This is a genomic window from uncultured Piscinibacter sp. (assembly GCF_937952055.1).
In the GTDB taxonomy this organism is placed as follows: Bacteria; Pseudomonadota; Gammaproteobacteria; order Burkholderiales; family Burkholderiaceae_C; genus Piscinibacter.
In genome coordinates, this window is the sequence record NZ_CALFYO010000019.1 from 310,364 (window position 1) to 330,279 (window position 19,916).

16 protein-coding genes are annotated in these 19,916 nt (G+C 71.1%); 12 read left to right on the forward strand and 4 right to left on the reverse strand.

The window, feature by feature from the left end:
* Window positions 1-38 precede the first annotated feature (38 nt).
* Genes Q0599_RS08895 through Q0599_RS08910 form a run of 4 tightly spaced genes read left to right on the forward strand, consistent with a single transcriptional unit; the run spans window position 39 to window position 4,543 of the window.
* On the forward strand, window positions 39-1,013 hold the full coding sequence (locus Q0599_RS08895) for a DMT family transporter (protein ID WP_298828503.1): 975 nt from the start codon (window positions 39-41) through the stop codon (window positions 1,011-1,013).
* Complete coding sequence (locus Q0599_RS08900) at window positions 1,010-2,608, forward strand: gamma-glutamyltransferase family protein (RefSeq protein WP_298828505.1); 1,599 nt, start codon at window positions 1,010-1,012, stop codon at window positions 2,606-2,608. Before Q0599_RS08895 ends, Q0599_RS08900 begins: the two co-directional genes overlap by 4 nt.
* Entirely contained in the window at window positions 2,608-3,885 is a 1,278-nt protein-coding gene (locus Q0599_RS08905) for a pitrilysin family protein (RefSeq protein ID WP_298828508.1), read from the forward strand. The genes Q0599_RS08900 and Q0599_RS08905 overlap by 1 nt, the downstream gene beginning before the upstream one ends.
* Complete coding sequence (locus Q0599_RS08910; RefSeq protein ID WP_298828510.1) at window positions 3,878-4,543, forward strand: trimeric intracellular cation channel family protein; 666 nt, start codon at window positions 3,878-3,880, stop codon at window positions 4,541-4,543. Before Q0599_RS08905 ends, Q0599_RS08910 begins: the two co-directional genes overlap by 8 nt.
* A 6-nt stretch (window positions 4,544-4,549) precedes the next feature.
* Here Q0599_RS08910 and chrA read toward each other — a convergent pair whose 3' ends face one another.
* Window positions 4,550-5,899: a chromate efflux transporter gene (chrA, locus tag Q0599_RS08915; RefSeq protein ID WP_298828512.1), complete on the reverse strand. Its 1,350-nt coding sequence runs from the start codon at window positions 5,897-5,899 to the stop codon at window positions 4,550-4,552.
* A 101-nt stretch (window positions 5,900-6,000) separates the two neighbouring features.
* Between chrA and Q0599_RS08920 the strand changes: the two genes are divergently transcribed.
* Together Q0599_RS08920 and Q0599_RS08925 are read left to right on the forward strand one after the other, a co-directional pair.
* A complete protein-coding gene (locus tag Q0599_RS08920) occupies window positions 6,001-6,687 on the forward strand; it encodes a hypothetical protein (protein ID WP_298828515.1) in 687 nt (228 codons plus the stop codon).
* A gap of 14 nt (window positions 6,688-6,701) precedes the next feature.
* The gene (locus Q0599_RS08925) at window positions 6,702-7,733 is read left to right on the forward strand and encodes an RNA methyltransferase (protein ID WP_298829328.1); all 1,032 of its coding nucleotides are present in this window, start codon (window positions 6,702-6,704) and stop codon (window positions 7,731-7,733) included.
* Window positions 7,734-7,739: 6 nt separating this feature from the next.
* Here the strand turns inward: Q0599_RS08925 and selD are convergent, their stop codons facing one another.
* Together selD and senB are read right to left on the reverse strand one after the other, a co-directional pair.
* Window positions 7,740-8,801, reverse strand: coding sequence for a selenide, water dikinase SelD (gene selD, locus Q0599_RS08930; RefSeq protein WP_298828518.1), 1,062 nt, complete (start codon window positions 8,799-8,801; stop codon window positions 7,740-7,742).
* Window positions 8,798-9,778 (reverse strand): selenoneine biosynthesis selenosugar synthase SenB, encoded by a 981-nt coding sequence (gene senB, locus Q0599_RS08935; RefSeq protein WP_298828521.1) that lies wholly within the window; start codon window positions 9,776-9,778, stop codon window positions 8,798-8,800. The genes selD and senB overlap by 4 nt, the downstream gene beginning before the upstream one ends.
* 47 nt (window positions 9,779-9,825) lie before the next feature.
* Between senB and senA the strand changes: the two genes are divergently transcribed.
* From senA to Q0599_RS08950, 3 genes are all read left to right on the forward strand, one after another.
* A complete protein-coding gene (gene senA, locus Q0599_RS08940) occupies window positions 9,826-11,016 on the forward strand; it encodes a selenoneine synthase SenA (protein WP_298828524.1) in 1,191 nt (396 codons plus the stop codon).
* 91 nt (window positions 11,017-11,107) lie between these two features.
* On the forward strand, window positions 11,108-12,541 hold the full coding sequence (locus Q0599_RS08945) for an oxygenase MpaB family protein (RefSeq protein ID WP_298828526.1): 1,434 nt from the start codon (window positions 11,108-11,110) through the stop codon (window positions 12,539-12,541).
* Window positions 12,538-14,274, forward strand: coding sequence for a diguanylate cyclase (locus tag Q0599_RS08950; RefSeq protein WP_298828528.1), 1,737 nt, complete (start codon window positions 12,538-12,540; stop codon window positions 14,272-14,274). The genes Q0599_RS08945 and Q0599_RS08950 overlap by 4 nt, the downstream gene beginning before the upstream one ends.
* Here Q0599_RS08950 and Q0599_RS08955 read toward each other — a convergent pair whose 3' ends face one another.
* Window positions 14,275-16,524 carry a tetratricopeptide repeat protein gene (locus tag Q0599_RS08955; protein ID WP_298828530.1) on the reverse strand — a complete coding sequence of 750 codons (2,250 nt, stop codon included), beginning with the start codon at window positions 16,522-16,524 and terminating at the stop codon, window positions 14,275-14,277. It lies immediately after the preceding gene.
* A gap of 152 nt (window positions 16,525-16,676) precedes the next feature.
* On the opposite strand from Q0599_RS08955, the gene Q0599_RS08960 reads away from it, so the two are divergent.
* From Q0599_RS08960 to Q0599_RS08970, 3 genes are all read left to right on the forward strand, one after another.
* Window positions 16,677-18,263 carry a clostripain-related cysteine peptidase gene (locus Q0599_RS08960; protein ID WP_298828532.1) on the forward strand — a complete coding sequence of 529 codons (1,587 nt, stop codon included), beginning with the start codon at window positions 16,677-16,679 and terminating at the stop codon, window positions 18,261-18,263.
* Window positions 18,264-18,400: 137 nt separating this feature from the next.
* The gene (locus Q0599_RS08965) at window positions 18,401-18,640 is read left to right on the forward strand and encodes a hypothetical protein (RefSeq protein WP_298828534.1); all 240 of its coding nucleotides are present in this window, start codon (window positions 18,401-18,403) and stop codon (window positions 18,638-18,640) included.
* A 58-nt stretch (window positions 18,641-18,698) separates the two neighbouring features.
* Window positions 18,699-19,916 carry a 6-phosphofructokinase gene (locus Q0599_RS08970; protein ID WP_298828537.1) on the forward strand — a complete coding sequence of 406 codons (1,218 nt, stop codon included), beginning with the start codon at window positions 18,699-18,701 and terminating at the stop codon, window positions 19,914-19,916.

Sequence of the window (19,916 nt, forward strand, 5' to 3'; positions counted from 1 at the left end):
GCTTCACGGAACTGCCCGCGGGCCCGACCATGCGGGCCATGTCAGACCAAGCCACCGCCGGCGGCCCTGCCGGCAGCGAACGCCAGGGCCTGTGGCTGATGGCCGCCGGTGGCGTGCTGCTCGGCACCCTCGGGGTGTTCCTCGAAGAGGCCGGTCAGCCGCCGATGACGGCTGTCTGGTTCCGCTGCGCCTTCGGCCTGCTGGCGTTGCTGGCCTGGGGCGCCGCGAGCGGACGGCTCGGCGAGCTGCACCTGCGCGGGCGCATGCTCGCCGCCGCGCTGGGCGCCGGCGTGCTGGTGCTCCTCAACTGGGTGACGTTCTTTGCGGCCATCGAGCGCACGTCGATCGGCGTGGCCACCGTCGTCGTCCACGTACAGCCGATCTGGGTGATGCTGATCGGCGCGTGGTGGTGGCGCGAGCGAGTGTCGCCGCGCCGGGCCGTGGCCGTGGCGGTGGCGCTGGTGGGGCTGGCGCTGGCCAGTGGCCTGCTCGACGTGCGGCCCGCGGCGATCGACCGTGCCTACGTGATCGGGCTGCTGCTCTGCCTGGGCGGTTCGCTCAGCTATGCCCTGGTGACGCTGCTGGCCAAGGCGGCGCAGGGTGTCGGCTCCTTCGCGTTTGCCACCTGGCAATGCGGCGTCGGCACGGTGCTGCTGGCGTGGTGGCCGTGGGCACAGGGCTGGCCGCCGGTCGGCACCGCCTGGGGCTGGCTGGCCGGCCTGGGCGTGCTGCACACCGGCCTGGCCTACGTGCTGCTCTACGGCGGCATGGCGAGGCTGCCGACGGCGCGCATCGCCGTGCTGCAGTTCGTCTACCCGGGCGCGGCGGTGATCGTCGACCTCGCGGTCTACGGCCGCGCGCTCACCCCGGTGCAGACGGCGGGCGTGCTGCTGATGGGCCTGGCGCTGTGGTCGGCGAACCGGTCCGCGGCGCAAGGGGACGGCCGGGCTGGCAAGATAGCGCGCCGGCGTCCGGCGCCTGCGTCCTTGAACCCCCTCGACCCCCGTCCATGACCCAATCCTTCCTCGGCCGGCGCGGCATTGCCGTCGCGCCGCACAGCCTGGCGTCCGAAGCGGCGCTTCGTGTCCTGCGCGAAGGCGGCAACGCCCTCGAGGCGATGATCGCCGCCGCCGCTTCCATCGCCGTCGTCTACCCGCACATGAACTCGATCGGCGGCGACGGCTTCTGGGTCATCGGCGGCCCGAGCGGGCCGCTGGCGGGCATCGACGCCAGCGGCGCCAGCGCGGCAGCAGCCACGCTGGAGCAGTACGCGCAGCGCGGCGTGAGCGGCAGCATCCCGTTCCGCGGAGGCATCGCCGCGCTCACCGTCGCCGGCACGGTGTCGGGCTGGGGGGCGGCGCATGCACTGTCGCGCGAATGGGGCGGCAGGCTGCCACTGTCGCGGCTGCTGGAGGATGCGATCTGGTATGCGCGAGAGGGCATCCCGGTCACGCACAGCCAATGGGCGGCGACGAGCGCGAAGCGCGCCGAGCTTGCGCCCGTCGCCGGCTTCGCCGAGACCTTCCTCGTCGACGGCGAGGCGCCGGCGGCCTTCAGCCGCTTCCGCCAGCGGCGCCTGGCGGCCACGCTGCAGCGCATCGCCGAGCACGGCTGCGACGACTTCTACCGTGGTGCGCTGGCCAGGCAACTCGCCGACGAACTCGCCGCTGTCGGCAGCCCCTTGACCGCCGCCGACCTTGCCGCACACCAGGCCAGGCGCGTCGACCCGCTCACGCTGGCCGTTCCCGGCGCCACGCTGGCCAACATGACGCCGCCCTCGCAGGGTGTGGTGTCGCTGATGATCCTCGGCATCATGCAGCGCCTCGCCGCCTGGGATGCCGACCCACTCGGCCCGGCCTTCGTGCACGCGCAGGTCGAGGCGACCAAGCAGGCCTTCACGCTGCGCGACCGGCATGTCACCGACCCGGCGTTCATGCGCATCGCCCCGGCCGAACTGCTGCGGGCCGAGCTGCTCGACGAACTCGCCGCGGCCATCGACCCGCGCCGCGCCGCGCCCTGGGGTCGGCGCACCGACCCCGGCGACACGGTGTGGATGGGCGTGATCGACGGCGAGGGCCGCGCGGTGTCGTTCATCCAGAGCATCTACCACGAGTTCGGTGCCGGCGTGGTGCTGGCCGGATCCGGCGTCAACTGGCAGAACCGCGGCTGCGGCTTCAGCCTCGATCCAGCGCACATCAACGTGCTCGAGCCGGGCAAGCGCCCGTTCCATACGCTGAATCCGGCGCTCGCCAGGCTGGCCGACGGAAGGCTGATGGTCTACGGCACGATGGGTGGCGACGGCCAGCCGCAGACGCAGGCCACGGTGTTCAACCGGATCCAGCGCTTCGGCATGGAGCCGCAGGCGGCGATCGAGATGCCGCGCTGGCTGCTCGGCCGCACCTGGGGCATGGCCAGCGACAGCCTCAAGCTCGAGGCGCGCTTTCCGGCCACCACCGTCGAGGCGCTGCGCGCGATCGGGCACGAGGTGGAACTGCTGGACGAGTGGGACGAGTCGGTCGGCCATGCCGGTGCGCTGATCCGCCATCCCGACGGCCTGCTGATGGGCGGCTTCGATCCGCGCAGCAACGGCTCGGTGGCGGCGTTCTGATGATGGTGCCGACCGGCGAGCCGGGGACCTCGGTGGCCACGCTGGCCAACGGCGTGCGCGTGGTGGTGATCGACATGCCCGGCGTGGGCAGCGCCAGCGTCAGCGTGTTCGTGCGCACCGGCAGCGCCCACGAGGGGCCACGCCTGAACGGTATCAGCCATGTCGTCGAGCACATGGCCTTCAAGGGCACGCGCACGCGCGACTGCCAGCGCATCAACCTCGATGCCGAGCGGCTCGGCGCCGAGGTCAACGCGCACACCGACAAGGACCACACCGCCTTCCACATGCGCGGCCTGGCACCGCATGCGCCGCGCTTCGTGCGCATGCTCGGCGACATCGTGCGCGAGAGCACCTTCCCCGAGGAGGAACTGGAACGGGAGCGCCGGGTCATCCTGCACGAGATCGCCGACGACGAGGACGATCCGCTGACAATCGCCTTCCAGCTGTTCGATCGCGAGTGCTTCGGCACGCATCCGGCCGCCCTGCCGGTGATCGGGCGGCGCGCCAACATCGAGCGCTTCACGCGCGACGACCTGCTCGGCTACGTGCAGCGCCAGTACGGCGGCGCCAACGTGGTGGTCGGCGTGGCCGGCGGCGTCGACGCACAGGCCGTCGTCGCGGCCGTGCAGTCGACCTTCGGCGACCTGCCGCGCGGCGAGGAGAACCGGCTGGAGGCGCCCGCGTGGGTGGGCGGCATCGCCGCCAGGCGCCTGGTCGGCAGCAGCCAGACGCACGTCGTCGTCGGTTACCCGATCCCCGCGCTGGTCGACGACGACCCCGTCGGCACCGTCGCCGCGGCCATCCTCGGCGAGGGCATGAGCTCGCCGCTGCTCGACCGCATCCGCGAGCGCCGCGGCCTGGCCTATTACACCAATTGCTCCGCCGACCTGCTCAGCGCCTGGGGCCAGTTCGTCATCGAGGCCTCGACCTCGCCGGAGCACCTGGACGAGTTCTGCACCGAGGTGCGCGCGATCCTGCGCGAGCATGCCCGTCGCATCGATCCGGTTCACCTCGAGCGCGCGCGCAACCAGATCGCGGTGCGCTCGCTGCGCTCGCAGGAGCAGCCGTTCCGTCGCGTCGAGGAGGCGGCGCTGGACCTGCTGGTGCTCGGCCGCGTGCGGCCGCGTGCGCAGTCGCTGGCGCGCATCCGGCGCGTGACGGCGGCGCGGCTGAAGGACGGCTTCGCGCAGATGCTCGCGCAGCCGGTCGCTGCGGCAGTCACCGGCCGGCTGCCGCGCCACGCGCGCGAGCGCGTCGCGGCGGGCCTGCATGGCTGAGCCCACCCCCGACCCGCGCCTGCTCGCCGCACTGCTGACGGTCGTCGAGGCGATGGCGACGGTCGCCTTCGCGCTGTCGGGCCTGCTGGAGGCGGCGCGCAAGCGCCTTGACGCGGTGGGGGTGTGCGTGGTCGCCGGTCTGGCCGCCTTCGGCGGCGGCACGTTGCGTGACGTGCTGCTCGACCGGCGTCCCTTCTTCTGGGTCGAGCACGCGGCCTGGCTGTGGGGCTTGCTGGGCCTGTGCATCGCCGCGATGGCCGTGCTGCGCGCCCGGCACTTCGCGCCGACCGAGCGTGCGATGCAGTGGCCCGATGCGCTGGGCCTGGGCCTGTTCAGCGCCGGCGGCACGCAGCTCGCCCTGGCGCAAGGCATGCCCGCGATCGTCGCGGTGCTGATGGGCGTGGTCACCGCCACCTTCGGTGGCGTGCTGCGAGACATTGTCTGCAACGAGATTCCCAGTGCCTTCAGCGACCACCGGCCCTACGCCGTCTGCGCCTTCGCAGGCGGCTGGGTGCTGGTGGCGGCGCTTGCCCTCGGCGCGCCGGACAGCGCCGCGGTGCTGCTGGCCGCAGGCACGGCCAGCGGCCTGCGCGCGCTGGCGCTGCTCACCGACTTCAGGCTGCCGCAGTGGTCGTCGGGCCACGAGCCGCGCGACTGACGGCCATCAGCGCCATGCGGTCAGTGTGGCCATCAGGCCGAGCAGCGCACAGGCGCCGAGCAGCGGCATCACGCCGAGCTTGAAGCGGAACAGCGCGAGTGCCGCGGCCACCATCAGCAGCGCCGAGAACAGGTCGAAGTGCCCCTGCACACCCAGCGGCCAGAGCACGTGGTAGGCGAAGAACAGCGCCAGGTTGAGGATCACGCCGACCACCGCGGCGGTGATCGCCGACAGCGGCGCGGTGAAGCCGAGCTTGCCGTGGGTGGCCTCGACCAGCGGCCCGCCGGCCAGGATGAAGATGAACGAGGGCAGGAAGGTGAAGAAGGTCACCACCGCCGCGGCGAGCGCGCCGCCGAGGAACAGTGCGTCCGGCCCGAGCGCGGCCTGGCCCCAGCCGCCGACGAAACCGACGAAGGCCACCACCATGATCAGCGGCCCGGGCGTCGTCTCGCCGAGCGCGAGGCCGTCGATCATCTGCGCGCCGGTGAGCCACTGGTGCGTCTCCACCGCGCCCTGGTAGACATAGGGCAGCACCGCATAGGCTCCGCCGAAGGTGAGCAGCGCCGCCTTGGTGAAGAACCAGCCCATCTGCACCAGCGCGCCGTGCCAGCCGTTCACGGCGACCAGCGCAGCCATCGCCACCGCCCACAGGCCCAGGCCGACGGCGAGCACGCGTGCGAGATGGCCTTTCGCGAAGCGGGCATGCACCGGCGTCGGCGTGTGGTCGTCGATCAGCGCCGGACCGTGGCTCGCCCTGGTCTGCGCGTGCCCGCTGCCGAGCGCGAACAGTTGCGGGACGCGCTTCGCGCCGATCCAGCCGATCGCCGCCGCCGCCGCGACGATGGCGGGGAAGGGCACGTCGAAGGCGAAGATGGCGACGAAGGCCAGCGCCGCGATGCCCCACATCCAGCGGTTCTTCAGCGCACGGCTGCCGATGCGCCAGGCGGCGTGCAGCACCAGCGCCGTCACCGCCGGCTTCAGGCCGGCGAACAGGCCGGCCACCCAGGGAACGCTTCCGAAGCGCAGGTAGACCCAGCTCAGCGTGATCAGGATGAACAACGAGGGCAGCACGAACAGCGCGCCGGCGACGATGCCGCCCCAGGTCCGGTGCATCAGCCAGCCGATGTAGGTGGCGAGCTGCTGTGCCTCCGGGCCGGGCAGCAGCATGCAGTAGTTCAGCGCGTGCAGAAAGCGTCGCTCGCTGAGCCAGCGGCGCCGCTCGACCAGCTCGGCATGCATGATGGCGATCTGCCCCGCCGGTCCGCCAAAGCTGATAAAGCCGAGCTGGAGCCAGAAGCGGAAGGCCTCGCCGAAGCTGACAGGGGCAGGCGGAGCCTCGGACGGGGCGGCGGGCATGCGTCAAGGGTATCCGAGCCGGCCACATCGTGTTTCACGGCGGCCGCGGAAGCGGGTTACGCTGCGCGGTTGTTGCGAACCCGAACCCGAAGAAGACGCCCATGTGGGGACAGAACAAACCCGTCGTCCTGTCGTACGGCCGGCCGCGATCGCGCTGGTCGCTGCCGCCTTGGCTGGTGCTGCTGATCCTCGGTGCCGCCGCCGGCGCCGCGGGCGTGATCTACGTGCAGGAGAAGCACCTGCCGCCGCGCCTGAGCGCCTCGGCCTCGACCGAGCTGCGCACCGCGTACGAGCAGGCGGAAGCCGAGCGCAGCAGGCTCGCAGCCGACCTCGCCGAGACGACGAAGAAACTCGACGCTGCGCTGGCCGACTCCAAACGCCTGGCCGATGATCTGGCCGCGGCGCGCGACGGCGCCGAGAAGCTGCGCCAAGACCTGGAATTCACCGCCGAAGCACTGCCGCCCGACCCGCGCGGCGGCGTGGTCGAGGTGCGCGCCGCGCGCATGCTGCGCAAGGGCGCGGCGCTCGCGTACGAAGTGGCGCTGACGCGCAGCGGGGGCAGCAAGCCGATGAACGCGGTGGTGCAGCTCGCCGTCGCCGGCACCGGCGCGAACGGCGCCGAGTTGCGCGTGGTCGGCAAGCCCCTCCCGATCAGCATCGGCAGCCAGGAGGTGGTGCGCGGCACGCATGCGCTGCCGGACGGCTTCGTGCCGCGGCAGACAAGCATCACCGTGCTCGACCGGCCCGAAGGCCGCCAGCTCGGCATGCGGGTGATGCTGGTGAAGTGAGCGTGGAGCGCACCCTGCGCATCGCCGAGCTGCGCCAGCGCCTGCGCGCGCTCGGTGCCAAGCCTGCCCACGAGGAGCGCGTGCTGCGCCTGTGGTCGCAGGCGCGGCCGCAGACCAGCGGTCGGCGACGCATCGAGAACTGGCTGCCGCTCGGACTGCGCGAGGCGCTGCCATCGCTCGAAGCCGAACTCGCGTCGCTGGCTCGCCTGCGCTCGGCGCATGGCGGCGACGATGGCTCGCAGCGCCTGCTCGTCGAGCTCGGCGACGGCCAGACAGTGGAGAGCGTGCTGCTGCCGCGCGACGGGCTGTGCGTGTCGACTCAGGCCGGCTGCGCGGTGGGCTGCGTGTTCTGCATGACCGGCCGCGATGGCCTGCTGCGCCAGCTCGGCAGCGCCGAGATCGTCGCGCAGGTGGCGCTGGCGCGACGGCAACGCGCGGTGCGCAAGGTCGTCTTCATGGGCATGGGCGAGCCGGCCCACAACCTCGACAACGTGATGGAGGCGATCGAGCTGCTCGGCACGGCCGGCGGCATCGCCCACAAGCAGCTCGTGTTCTCGACCGTCGGCGACCCGCGCGTGTTCGAGCGGCTGCCGCAGGGTCGCGTCAAGCCGGCGCTGGCCCTCTCGCTGCACACCACCCGTCCCGGGCTGCGCGCGCAGCTGCTGCCGCGGGCGCCGCGGTTCGATCCGGCGGACCTTGTCGAGGCCGGCGAACGCTACGCGCGCGCCACCGGCTACCCGATCCAGTACCAGTGGACGCTGATCGAGGGCGTCAACGACGGTGACGACGAGGTCGATGGCATCGTCACCCTGCTCAAGGGCCGCTACGCGATCATGAACATGATCCCGTTCAATGCCGTCGACGGCCTGGACTTCCGCCGCCCCTCGGCCGAGCGTGCCGGCGCGATCATGCGTGCGCTCAACCACCGCGGCGTGCTGGCAAGGCTGCGCCAGTCGGCCGGGCAGGACGTGGAGGCGGGCTGCGGCCAGCTGCGCTCTCGCGAGCTGGCGCGGGAGCGGATCGAGATCCGTCCCGTCGTGGCCTAGCGCTCTTCAGCGCACGACGAGTCGCGGCGCATCGGCAGACGACACCTCGCCGACCACGGCGGCATGCTCGAAGCCATGCCGCCGGAACGTCGCCAGCACCTCGTTCACCGACGCCGGCGTGCACGACACGAGCAGGCCGCCGCTGGTCTGCGGGTCGGTGAGCAGCGCGCGGTCCTCGGCGGGAAAGCCTTCGGGCAGCGACACGTCGTGGCCATAGCCGGCCCAGTTGCGCCCCGAGGCGCCGGTGACGAAACCCTGCGATGCCAGTTCGCGCACGCCGGCCAGCAGCGGCACCCGCGGCCAGTCGAGGTGCACGGCGCAACGCGCGCCGCGAGCGAGTTCGAGGCCGTGGCCGGCAAGGCCGAAGCCGGTGACGTCGGTCAGCGCATGCACGCCGGACAGCGCGGCGAGCTCGGGGCCGGCCGTGTTGAGCTTGGTCGTGCTGGCGATCATCTGCGCGTAGCCCGCGTCGCCGAGCTTCTCCTTCTTCAGCGCCGCGGACATCACGCCCACGCCGAGCGGCTTGCCGAGCACGAGCAGGTCACCGGGCCTGGCATCGGCATTTCGCTTGACATGCTTCGGATGCACCAGGCCCAGTGCGACCAGGCCGTAGATGGCCTCCACCGAGTCGATGGTATGGCCGCCCGCGATCGGGATGCCGGCGGTGCGGCACACCGACGCGCCTCCTTCGAGGATGCGGCCGATGGTCTGCGTGGACAGCACGTTGATCGGCATGCCGACGAGCGCCAGCGCGAGGATCGGCCGGCCGCCCATCGCGTAGACATCGCTGATCGCGTTGGTGGCGGCGATGCGCCCGAAGTCGAACGGGTCGTCGACGATGGGCATGAAGAAGTCGGTGGTGGCGATCAGCGCCTGCTCGTCGTTGAGCTGGTAGACCGCAGCGTCGTCGGCGGTTTCGATGCCGACCAGCAGTTCCTTGGGCACCGGCAGCGCGGCCGTGCCCTTGAGGATCTCCGAGAGCACCCCGGGAGCGATCTTGCAGCCGCAGCCGCCGCCGTGCGAAAGCGAGGTCAGGCGCGGTTCGGCGGGCTTGTCGGATGCATTCATGTTAGGTCTCCGTGTCGGGCGCCGGCGAGCAACTCGCCGACGATGGCATTCAGGGTCTGGCGTTCGCGCTCTGGGCGGAACGACTCGGCGCGCAGGGCGCAAGCCGCTCTCAGCCTCGCCAGCATATCCGGCTCGTCGCGGCAGCGCTGCAGCAGGGTTGCGAGCCCGGCGGCGTCGCCGCAGTCGAAGTAGCCGGCATAGTCCTCGCCGAGCAAGCCGACGTTGCCGTCGATGCGCGAGGCGATCACCGGCGTGCCGCTGGTCACCGCTTCGATGACCACGTGCGCGCCACCTTCCATCCGGCTGGGGTGGACGAGCAGGTGGGCGCGCTGGATGCGCCGTCGTGTGGCCTCATGCGGCAGCGCGCCGAGCCAGCGGTAGCTCGGGCACTGCGCGGCGAGCCGGCGTGCTTCGTCGGCGAGCGCGGTGTCGAGCGGACCGCCGATGTGGTCGAGGTGGATGTCCGGTCGCGCTGCCAGCAGGCGCGCGGCCTCGAAGTAGGTGCGCGGCGACTTCTCCTCGCGCAGGTGGCCGACCATCAGCGCACGCAGCCGCCGGCCGCTCTTGGCCAGCGCCCGCCGAGCCGGACTGGACTGCACGCACACGCGCGCCTTGGCGCGCATCGTCGCGGGCAGGCTGGCGGTGCCCAGCGGCTGCAGCACGACCAGCCGGTCGGCCAACGCGAGCGAGCGCTGCGCCTCGGTGTCGACGGCGATGTCGCGGTAGAGGTCGGTACCGGTGAGCACGACGATCAGCGGCCGCCGCGGATGCACCGCGCGCCACGCGGCAACGGAGGTGGCCGAGCGTCGCGCGTGCAGCGCGATCATCAGGCGCTCGTCGCCGCCTTGCCAGCCGTCCGTGAGCCTCGGCCGATAATCGCCCGACAACATGCGCGCCCAGCGCTGCGCCGTCTGCCAGTTGCCATTGTTGGCGGCGGCCAGTGCCGGGGTCACGATGACGATGTCGTGCAGGGTCACGGCGGTGGAGACGATCTTCGATGCCCGGTGCGGCTGAGAGAGAGAACATGATGCGCCATGCGGCACCGGCCGCGCTGGCCGAGGCATTGCGCGCGAGCCGCGAGGATACGCTGCGCACGTTCGCCGACTACCGTCGGGCGCTGCCCGACCTGCGCGTGCCGCAGGACGCCGCACTGAACCCGCCCTTGTGGGAACTGGGCCACATCGGCTGGTTCCAGGAATACTGGATCGCACGCAATCCGCAGCGTGCGCTCGGCCCGCGCGCGGACCCCGATGCCGCGCGCGCAGCGCCGCTGCGCAAGGATGCCGATGCGCTCTACAACTCCAGCCGCGTGGCCCACGGGCGCCGATGGTCGCTGCCGCTGCCGGACGCCGAGGCGACGCTCGCCGACCTCGAACGGCAGTTTGCGGGCACGATCGCGCTGCTCGCCGCCACGCCGGGCGAGGACGAGGCGTTGTACTTCTTCCGCCTCGCGCTGGCGCACGAGGACATGCACCACGAGGCCGCGATCTACATGGCGCAGACGCTGGCCATCGATGTCGAGCAGCCGGCGGCGCCGCAGCCCCTGCCGGTGCCGGGGGGCGAGCTCGAACTGCCGGCCGGATTCTTCCACCTCGGCAGCGGCTCGCAGGGCTTCGCCTTCGACAACGAGCTCGGGACGCACGAGGTCGAAGTCGGCGCGTTCCGCATCGACCGGTGCGCGCGGCGCTGGCGCGACGTCCTGCCCTTCGTCGAGTCGGGCGGCTATGCCCAGCCGCAATGGTGGAGCGACGCAGGCCGCGCCTGGCTGCAGGCCAGCGGCTTGCGTCATCCTCGCCACCTGCGCCGTGCCGGCAGCGGCTGGCAGCGGCGCGTCGGCAGCGGCTGGCAGCCGCTGGATGCCGACGCGCCGGCCTGCCACCTGAGCGCCCACGAGGCCGCGGCCTGGTGCGCCTGGGCCGGTCGGCGCCTGCCCAGCGAGGCGCAGTGGGAGCGTGCCGCGATCGAGGCGCCCGAGGCTTTCGCCTGGGGCGAGGTGTGGGAGTGGACCTCGAGCCCGTTCCGGCCTTACCCGGGTTTCTCCGCTCACCCCTATCGCGACTACTCCGCGCCCTGGTTCGACGGCCGACCGGTGCTGCGCGGCGCCTCCTTCGCCACCTCGGCGCGGCTGCGCCACCCGCGTTACCGCAACTACTTCACCGCCGAGCGCAACGACATCTTTGCCGGCCTGCGCAGTTGCGCCGTCGACCCGCCGTGACGGAATGCGCTTGCGTCGCGTGCTGGCATTCCGTTACCGTGCGCGATCCTCGCCGCCGACACCGGGCGACGACCACAAAGAAGTGATGCCGATGACGCACGCCGTTCCCGATGAATTGCTCGACCGTGCCCAGTGGCAGACCGATCCGCTGGCCGACCAGACGATGGCCGACATCCTCGGCCCGTGGGAATCGCCTGAGTCGACCGCCGGCCTCGCCGAGCTGGAGGCAAAGTATGCAGATCACTGGCAGCGCATCGAGATCGTCAACGAGGTGATTGCACGATGGCAGGACAACGCCAGTCTCGAGCACTGGCATGCCCGGTTGCCCACCGTGCCCGCGCCGATCGCCGATGCGCTGCGTGACTACGTGGCGGCCGCGCGTGGCCTGCCCGACTGGGCCGATCGCGCGATGATCGAGCGTGCCGAGGAGATCTTCTTCGACCAAGGCGTGCTGTCCTGCACGTTGCTGTTCTGCGCCAGCCTGCCCGAGTGCTATGTCGTGCCGGATCTCGCCGAGGTGCTGCACACCACCGGCCAACTCGAGCAGCGCACCGACTACCGCATCCGCAGCACTGCGGCCATGGTCTTCCCGGTGATGATGCGCGGCGGCCTCACCGAGCCCTCCGGGGGCGGCATCGCGCAGGTGCTCAAGGTGCGGCTGATCCACGCGATGGTGCGCAACCTGATCCTGCGGCGCAGTCCGCAGGAAGCCGCGGCGCTGCGCGAGCGCGGGCTGCTCTCGGCGCCGGTGCCGACACTGCGGGCGGCCATGGGCAGCGGCAAGATGCACCACGCCCTCTTCGCGCACGGCTGGGACATGAGCCGCGGCCTGCCCTGCAACCAGGAGGAGCAGGCGTACACGCTGCTGACCTTCGGCTATGTCTACCTGCGCGGCCTGCGCACGCTGGGCGTGGGGCTGGACGAGCACGACGAGCGGGCGGTGCTGCATGCCTGGAACGTGGTCGGCCATCTGGTGGGCATCCGCCGCGAGCTGATGGCGTTCGGTATGCCCGAGGCCGAGGCGCTGTTCGCCCGCATGCAGGCACGGGGCCGCGCCGAGCTGGTCGAACCGGATCCCCGGCCCGGGCTGGCGGGCGCGCTGTTTCGCAACCTCGCCGGCGTGATTCCCTGGACGGTGGCCAAGCCCTTCCCGATGCTGCTGTCGCGGCGTCTGATCGGCACGAGGGCCTCGGCCGACCTGGGCATGGGCGGCTCGGTGTCGCTCGCCTCGCGGCTGCTGTTCGCGCTGCTGCTCGGACTCGCTCGAGTGATCGACACGGTGGGCCGGTTGTTCTCGCCCGACTTCACGATCTCCCGTCTCGTCACCCGCGTGCTCGGCTACCATCTGCTGACCAAGCTGCTGATGGACGAGACGCGACCGCTCAAGCTGCCGCAGGGCCTGCTCGAGCAGGCGCAGGCGATGATGCGCGACTGGGGCGACGATCGTGGTGCGCCCGGCTGGCTGAACACGCTGGAAGACCACTTCACCGTCGCCGGCCGCTGGTCCGGGGCCTCGCGGCCATGATCGACCGCCTGCTGCGTCTGCTCGTGCTCGCCGGCCTGTGCGCGGTGGCGCTGGCCGTTCGTGCCGCCGAGCCGGGGCTGCTGATCGACGGCAGCACGCAGCGCGTCGAGGCCTGGCCGGCGGTGACCGTGCTGGCCGAGACGGACGGCGAGATGGACATCGCTGCGGCGATGGCGCTGGCCGACCGCTTCGAGGTGCCGCGCTCGGCGTATGCCACGCTGGGTCTGCGCAAGACACCGATGTGGCTGCGCATCCCGGTGAGCTGGACAGGCGCCGGCGGGCCGAACTGGATGCTCGACATCGACTATGCGGTGCTGAACCGCGTCGATGTCTACCTGGTGCGCGAAGGTCAGGTGGTGCAGCGCGCGCGCCTGGGCAACATGCAGCCGTTCTCGCAGCGCCCGGTGCCGAGCCGCTCGCACGCGCTGCCGTTGGAGCTCAGGCCGGGCATCACCCACGAGCTCTACCTTCGCGTGCAGACGCAAGGCGCGATGATTCTGCCGATCACCATCATGCGGCCGCAGGCCTTCCACGCCGAGGCGCTGGACGAGCACATCCTGCAGGGATTTCTTGCCGGCCTCGGCCTGTGCCTGGTGATCTACAGCCTGGTGCAGTGGATCAGCACGCGCGAGCCGTTGTTCCTCAAGTACGCGATGCTGACCACCGGCAGCCTGATGTTCTCGGTGGTCCAGTTCGGCATCGGCGGCATGTACCTGTGGCGCGACCAGCTCTGGTTCGAGATGCACGGCGCCGCGTTGATGGCGCTGCTCGCCTCGGGTTCGACCTTCCTGTTCGTCGAGGAGGTGCTGCGCGGTCCGGAGATGAGCCGCCACTTCAGCCGCGTCATGTACGCCGGCGCGGCGGCGCTGGGCCTGACCGCCGTCCTCTATGCGCTGGACCTGATCCACATCCACACCGTGAGCTCGGTGATCGGCTCGCTGGGCCTGCTGCCCGCGCTGATGGGTTTGCCCGGCGCGATCCGGCGCGCGCGCCGCGGCGACCCGATCGGCTGGTACTTCCTCTGGGCCTGGCTGGGCTACTTCGTCGCCACGGCGATCATGGTCGGGGTGATCCGCGGCTACATCGACGCCAGCCTGTGGACGCTGCACGCCTTCCAGGCCGGCGCCACGCTGGACATGATCATCTTCATGCGCGTGCTCGGCCTGCGCATGCGCGCCATCCACAACGAGGCGCGCAGCGCCGTGCGCGAGCGCGACACCTTCGTCTCGATGGCCCACACCGACCCGCTCACCGGCCTGCCGAATCGCCGCGGACTGGACGCGCGGCTGGCCGCCGAGATGGCGAAGACGGCAGCCAACAGGCTGCTGGCGGTCTACATGATCGACCTCGATGGCTTCAAGCAGGTGAACGACCAGCACGGCCACGAGCTGGGCGATGAGCTGCTCATCGCGGTGGGCCGGCGCCTCGGCTCGCAGTTGCGCTCGACCGACGTCGTCGCGCGGCTTGGCGGCGACGAGTTCGTCGTCACCGCTGGGGGGCTGGCCGACGAGCGCCAGGCGCGGGACCTCGGCCTCAAGCTGGTCGAGGCCTTCCGCGAGCCCTTCCTGCTCTCCGCAGGTCGGCAGTGCAGCGTCGGGCTGACGATCGGCTACGTGCTCGTGCCGCTGGATGGTACCGACCCGGTCCGGCTGCTGCGCCAGGCCGACGCGGCCATGTATGCCGGCAAGCAGGGTGGCAAGGGCTGCGTGCGTCGAGCCCAGGCGATGGCCTGATCAGGCCGGCAGGGTGTAGCGCGTCGCCGGCCCCTTGCCGGTCTGCACCAACAGGCCGCGCTCGGCCAGCGTGACGAGATGCTTCGACGCGGTGGCCGGGCTCAACGCGCACAGCTCGGCATAGCCGCTCTTGTTCAGCGAGCCGGCGCGGAACAGCTGCTCCAGCACCGCGGCGCATCGCTGCGCGCTGATCAGGTCGGCGGTGGCATCGCGCCACTGCGCGGCGAGCTTCTGCTCGCGCGTCAGCGTGCGCTCGAAGGTCGTGCGCAGCGCGTCCAGGTCGGCGGCGAAGCCGTCGCCGAGTGCGTGCCGGTCGATCAGGGCGAGCGCGGCCTCGCGCTCCTTCATCGCGATGGCGAGATAGGCCTGCGCGATCGCCAGGTGGGCGCGCACATGCGCCTGCGGCGCACCGGGCAGGGTGAGCAGGTCGCGCTGCCGCTGCACCTCGGCAATCTCGGCGTAGTGCGCCGCGGCCTCGGCGGGCAGCAGGCGGTCGCGCGCGCGCTCGTCGCCGGGGCCGAGGATGTCGCGCTTCAGCCGTTTCGTCGCTTCGGTGTGCGTCGGATCGCTCTCGTGCGGCCAGATGGCCACGGCGGCGGCGGCGTGGGCATCGCCGCGTGCCTCGTCCTGCGGGTCGGCCGACTGCTTGAATTGCAGATAGGCCACTTCGGCGAGGTTGTAGTGCGCCAGGCCGGCGACACGGTGCAGCCGCTGGCGCATCGCGATGTCCAGCGCCCGCTGGTACTCCTGCCGGGCCTGTGCGTAGTCGGCCTGCCAGAAGCAGGCCACGCCCAGGTTCATGTGCGTGCTGGCGAGAATCTCCGGCTCCACCGTCATCGTGTCGGCCAGCGCGAGCACGCGGCGTGCGTACTCGCTGGCGCGCGCGAAGTCCTTCGCCTCGCCGTAGACGAGGCTGAGGTTGCTGCAGGTCTTCAAGATGGCCTGGCGGTCGTCGATGCGCTCGTAAAGCAGCAGGGCACGGTGCTTGTGCTCCAGCGCACGCGGCAGGTCGCCGGCGCGGCGCAGGCATTCGCCCCAGGTCTGCGCCAGCATGGCCTGCGTCGTTGCCGACAGCGGGTGTCGTGCGCAAAGCCCCTGCGCGCGTTCGAGCAGTGCCTTGGCGCGCGGGTCGTTGCGCAGCACGTACAGCCAGGCCAGACGCACCAGCGTGGTCACGTACTCCTCGATCGCCTCGACCGCCGTTCCCTCTTCGTCGCCGAGGCCGGAGCGGCGCAGGCAGTCGGTGCTGTCCTGGTAGTACGCGAATGCGCGGTCGAGGTCACGCGGTTCGTGGAACTTGCCCAAGGCACCGTAGACGATGCCGAGCAGCAGCGCATCGTCGGCGTCGGCGGCGAGGCGTAGCGCCTGCTCGTAGTGGGCCTGCTCGCGCGCCGCGTCGCCGCGCATGCGCGCCAGCGAGCCGCGCGCGAGCAGCAGGTCGAAGCGTTCGCGCGCTCCCTGCGCCGCAGAGGCGACCAGGTCGACGAGCCCGTCGGTTTCTGCGTCGTTGGCGAGCTCGACGCTGTGGCGCTGCAGTGCGCGGATGAAGCCGGCGATGTCGCCTGCCTGGGCGAGGTGCCACAGCGCCGCGACGCTGTCGTCGGCGGCCTGCGCGGCCGCGGCCTGGCGGGCGTGCCAGGCGCAGCGATCGTCCGCCGAGGCCGATTCCGACTGCTGCCAGACGAACTCAGAGGCGGCCCTTCGCAGTGCCAGTCGCCGCTCGGCCGGCACCGGTACCTCGCGCAACAGCTGTGCCAATGCGCGCTTGCCCTTGTCGAGGTAGCGGTAGTAGGTGCTCGCCCCCACCGACCACAGGCCGCACAAGTGGCTGGCTGCCGGCTCCTCGGCGTGGCCGCGGTAGCGATCGCGGAACGCCGGCACCGGTGCAAAGCCGAACTGGCAGGCCAGCGCGAGCACCGGACGCCAGCTCGTGCGGTCCAGCCATGCCTCGCGCGGAATGGGCTCGCCCAGCGTGCCGCGGTCCGGCCGCAACTGGCCCACCGCCCAGCGCAGCAGCAGGGCCACTGCAGCGGCCGCATGGGCGGTGGCCAGCCCTTCGCCCGCCGCGCCCTGCAGCGGCCGCAGCCAGTGCCGCGCCAGCCAGCGAGCCAGGCGGCGGTGCCGGGTCAGCCACTCGTCCAGCGTGCCAGCCTTGTGCGCCGCGAGCAGCCCTTCGACCACCGCCTCGGCCACGCGCAGCGGCGGTGGGCGTGGCCGCGGGGGAGCGAAGGTGTCAGCAGATGTTTCCATGTTGGCATGGAATCGTCTCATGATCGTCTGATTGACCGCCATCCCACCGAAGGACGAATGCTTGTGAATGGGATGGTCCGCGGCATACCGTTGGCGCTACCGTTCGCGCGCCACGCCGGCTCTGCGTCCACCGCCAAGAAAGAGGACCGACCATGAAGCTGCCCCGCCTGCTGCCGGAGAAGTCCGGTGACCCCACGCGTACCGACAGCGTGCTGTTCGCCGTCTACGCGCCGTTCGGCACCGACGAGACCCTTTCCACCTACCCCGACGGCGGCTCGCGCGACCTGGCGCAGCACCCGCTCTACCAGGGATTGCTCAAGGTGGCGGCCCAGGGCATCCATGTGGCGGCGTTGATCGATCGCGCGCAGGACGACACCTACCTGGTCGAGATCGAGGCGGGCAAGCCGGCCGAGGTGAAGGTCAGCTCGCGCTGGAAGCAGGATATGGCCGCCCCCGCCAACCTGGCCGGCTTCCTGCGCCATGCGCACCAGAGCCGGCCCGGTGCGGCGATCGTGCTCGCCCTCGAAGGCCATGGCGCGGGCTACCTGCCGGAGATCGACCGCCGCCAGCTCAGCGTGGCCACGCTGACGCGCCGCGGCGCCTTCGAGTGGCGCATCAGCGCCGACGCCGGCGCGCCGATCCTGCCGGCGGGATCACCGCTGCTTCCTGCGGGGTCGCCGCTCTTGCCCGCGGGTTCGCCACTGCTGCCTGCGGGGTCGCCGTTGCTGCCGTCGAACCACATGCCGATGTCGACCTGGGGCCTGGGTTCGGCGCTGAAGGCGGCGCTCGATGCCGGCGTGCCCAAGCTCTCGGTGATCCACTTCGACAACTGCTTCAACATGGCGGCGGAGGTGCTGCACACCGTCGCCCCCTATGCGGATTACGCCGCCGGCTACCCGAACTACAACTTCTTCACCGCCGGTGAGGGCTACGCCGGCGTGTTCGCCAAGCTCGCCCGGCAGGGCACGGCCAGCGCACAGGAACTCGCGCATGGTTTTGCCGAGGCCAACCGGCAGATCCTCGAAGGCAAGGGCAACCACCCGACACTGGGCTGCGTGGTGCGCCTGGCGCGCATGCACACCATCGCCGAGTGCGTGGACGACCTCGCCGACGCACTGCTCGCGGCGCTGCGCGGTGCGACCGACCCGCTGGCGCGGCAGGCGGTGGTGCAGCGCATCCGCAGCGCCATCGTGCTGGCGCAGCAGTTCGACACCGATGCCAGCTTCCGCCTCGAGACGCCCGACCAGCTCACCGACCTGTTCAGCCTCGCCAACGCATTGCTCGGCTTCGACTTCCGTCCGCACCCGGTGCACCCGGCGGCGCGCGCGCTGAGGGACGCGCTGCAGGGCATCAAGGCCTACGGCTCGAACGACCAGCCCTGGGTGGCAGCGGGCAGCAGCATCTTCTGGAACTTCAGCTCGCCCTACCTGGCGATGAACATCTTCCTGCCCGACCCGCTGCTGCGCGGCTTGTGGGACTGGCGCTCGCCGTTCTACCTCGACGTCAACCCCGACCCGACGCTGCCGCCGGTGCAGCCGCACATCATCGATTTCGTCAAGGTCACCGATTGGGTGGACTTCCTCATCGAGTACCACAAGGACAGCCAGCAGTGGGTGCGGCTGCTGCCCGCGGCGATCCCCGAGTACCCGGTGTTCAACGCGGGGTTCGACCCGAAGGCGAACCCGCCTTGCGGGCACGACAAGCCGGGCGGCAAGCCGAATCCGGCCGGCGCTCGCTGAATCGTCTGGCCATCGTCTGTCGAACGGCGGCAAATCAGTCGGCAGGGGCGTCGCATTGGGAAGGGCCCTGGACTGAAATGGAGAGCAGGACGACACGACAGCGGCCGTCCTCGTCAACCGATCCAGAGGAATCCACCATGATGAACACGCAATTGCTCCACAGACTTCCCGTCGAACAGGCCCGCTGCCGCGAGCTGGTGCGCAAGTACGTGGCCATCGGCTCGGCCGGGGCTTTCGCCAGCGCGCTCATCGAGGCGTCGCTGCGGCGCGCCGACCGGGCGGTGATCCACGGCGACGAAGACGACATCCGCCGCGCGCTGGACGAGTTGCAGGGCTACGAGGGCGCACGACGCGAGCCGCTGCGGCTGGCGGCCTGAAATCTGCTTCCTCCGGGGGCGGCCGGCGTACCATGCCGCCGTCACCTGGAGGCCTTGCATGAAATCCGGAAAGATCCTCGTCGCACAGGGTGGCGGCCCGACCGCCGTGATCAACCAGTCGCTCGTCGGCGTCGCGCTCGAGGCACGGCGCTTCGGCGAGGTGCGACGCATCTACGGCGCGCACCACGGAGTGCGCGGCATCGTCAACGAGGACTTCGTCGATCTCACGCAGGAGACCAGCCACAACCTCGAGCAGGTGGCCAACACGCCGTCCTCGGCACTGGGCTCGACGCGCGACAAGCCCGACCTCAAGTACTGCCAGGAGATCTTCAAGGTCCTGCAGGCGCACGAGATCGAGCACTTCTTCTACATCGGCGGCAACGACTCCTCGGACACGGTGCGCATCGTCAGCGAGGAGGCACACAAGGCGGGCTACCCGCTGCGCAGCATCCACATCCCGAAGACGATCGACAACGACCTGGTCGGCAACGACCACACGCCCGGATTCCCGTCGGCGGCACGTTTCGTCGCGCAGGCCTTCGCCGGTGCCAACCTCGACAACGCCTCGCTGCCGGGCGTCTACCTCGCCGTGGTGATGGGACGGCACGCCGGTTTCCTCACCGCCGCCTCAGCGCTGGGCAAGAAGTTTCCCGACGATGGCCCGCACCTGATCTACCTGCCGGAGCGCACCTTCGTGCTCGAGCGCTTCCTCGCCGACGTCAAGGCGGTGTACGAGCGCCACGGCCGCTGCGTGATCGCGGTGTCGGAGGGCATCCACGACGAGAGCGGCGCGCCGATCGCCGCCCAACTCGCCAAGAACCTGGAGCACGACGCGCATGGCAACGTGCAGCTCTCCGGCAGCGGCGCGCTCGCCGACCTGCTGTGCGAGGAGATCAAGACGCGGCTGAAGATCAAGCGCGTGCGCGGCGACACCTTCGGCTACGTGCAGCGCAGCTTCATCGGCTGCGTCAGCGACGTCGACCAGCGCGAGGCGCGCGAGGTCGGCGAAAAGGCGGTGCAGTACGCGATGTGGGGTCAGCACGACGGCTCGGTGGCGATCAAGCGCACCGGCTTCTACTCGGTGGACTACGAGCTGGTGCCGCTGGAGACGGTAGCCGGCAAGACGCGCACGATGGACGACGCCTTCATCAGCGACAGCGGCACCGACGTCACCGACGCGTTCCGCCTCTACCTGCGCCCGCTGCTCGGATCGGGCATGCCCGACGCGTTCCGGCTGCGCACGCATCCAGTGGCGAAGGTGCTCAAGCGCGGATGA

Coding starts and splice junctions, on each gene's coding strand:
- Q0599_RS08895 (WP_298828503.1), top strand. CDS start 39: ATGTCAGACCAAGCCACCGCCGGCGGCCCTGCCGGCAGCGAACGCCAG.
- Q0599_RS08900 (WP_298828505.1), top strand. CDS start 1,010: ATGACCCAATCCTTCCTCGGCCGGCGCGGCATTGCCGTCGCGCCGCAC.
- Q0599_RS08905 (WP_298828508.1), top strand. CDS start 2,608: ATGATGGTGCCGACCGGCGAGCCGGGGACCTCGGTGGCCACGCTGGCC.
- Q0599_RS08910 (WP_298828510.1), top strand. CDS start 3,878: ATGGCTGAGCCCACCCCCGACCCGCGCCTGCTCGCCGCACTGCTGACG.
- chrA (WP_298828512.1), bottom strand. CDS start 5,899: ATGCCCGCCGCCCCGTCCGAGGCTCCGCCTGCCCCTGTCAGCTTCGGC.
- Q0599_RS08920 (WP_298828515.1), top strand. CDS start 6,001: ATGTGGGGACAGAACAAACCCGTCGTCCTGTCGTACGGCCGGCCGCGA.
- selD (WP_298828518.1), bottom strand. CDS start 8,801: ATGAATGCATCCGACAAGCCCGCCGAACCGCGCCTGACCTCGCTTTCG.
- senA (WP_298828524.1), top strand. CDS start 9,826: ATGATGCGCCATGCGGCACCGGCCGCGCTGGCCGAGGCATTGCGCGCG.
- Q0599_RS08945 (WP_298828526.1), top strand. CDS start 11,108: ATGACGCACGCCGTTCCCGATGAATTGCTCGACCGTGCCCAGTGGCAG.
- Q0599_RS08950 (WP_298828528.1), top strand. CDS start 12,538: ATGATCGACCGCCTGCTGCGTCTGCTCGTGCTCGCCGGCCTGTGCGCG.
- Q0599_RS08955 (WP_298828530.1), bottom strand. CDS start 16,524: ATGGAAACATCTGCTGACACCTTCGCTCCCCCGCGGCCACGCCCACCG.
- Q0599_RS08960 (WP_298828532.1), top strand. CDS start 16,677: ATGAAGCTGCCCCGCCTGCTGCCGGAGAAGTCCGGTGACCCCACGCGT.
- Q0599_RS08965 (WP_298828534.1), top strand. CDS start 18,401: ATGATGAACACGCAATTGCTCCACAGACTTCCCGTCGAACAGGCCCGC.
- Q0599_RS08970 (WP_298828537.1), top strand. CDS start 18,699: ATGAAATCCGGAAAGATCCTCGTCGCACAGGGTGGCGGCCCGACCGCC.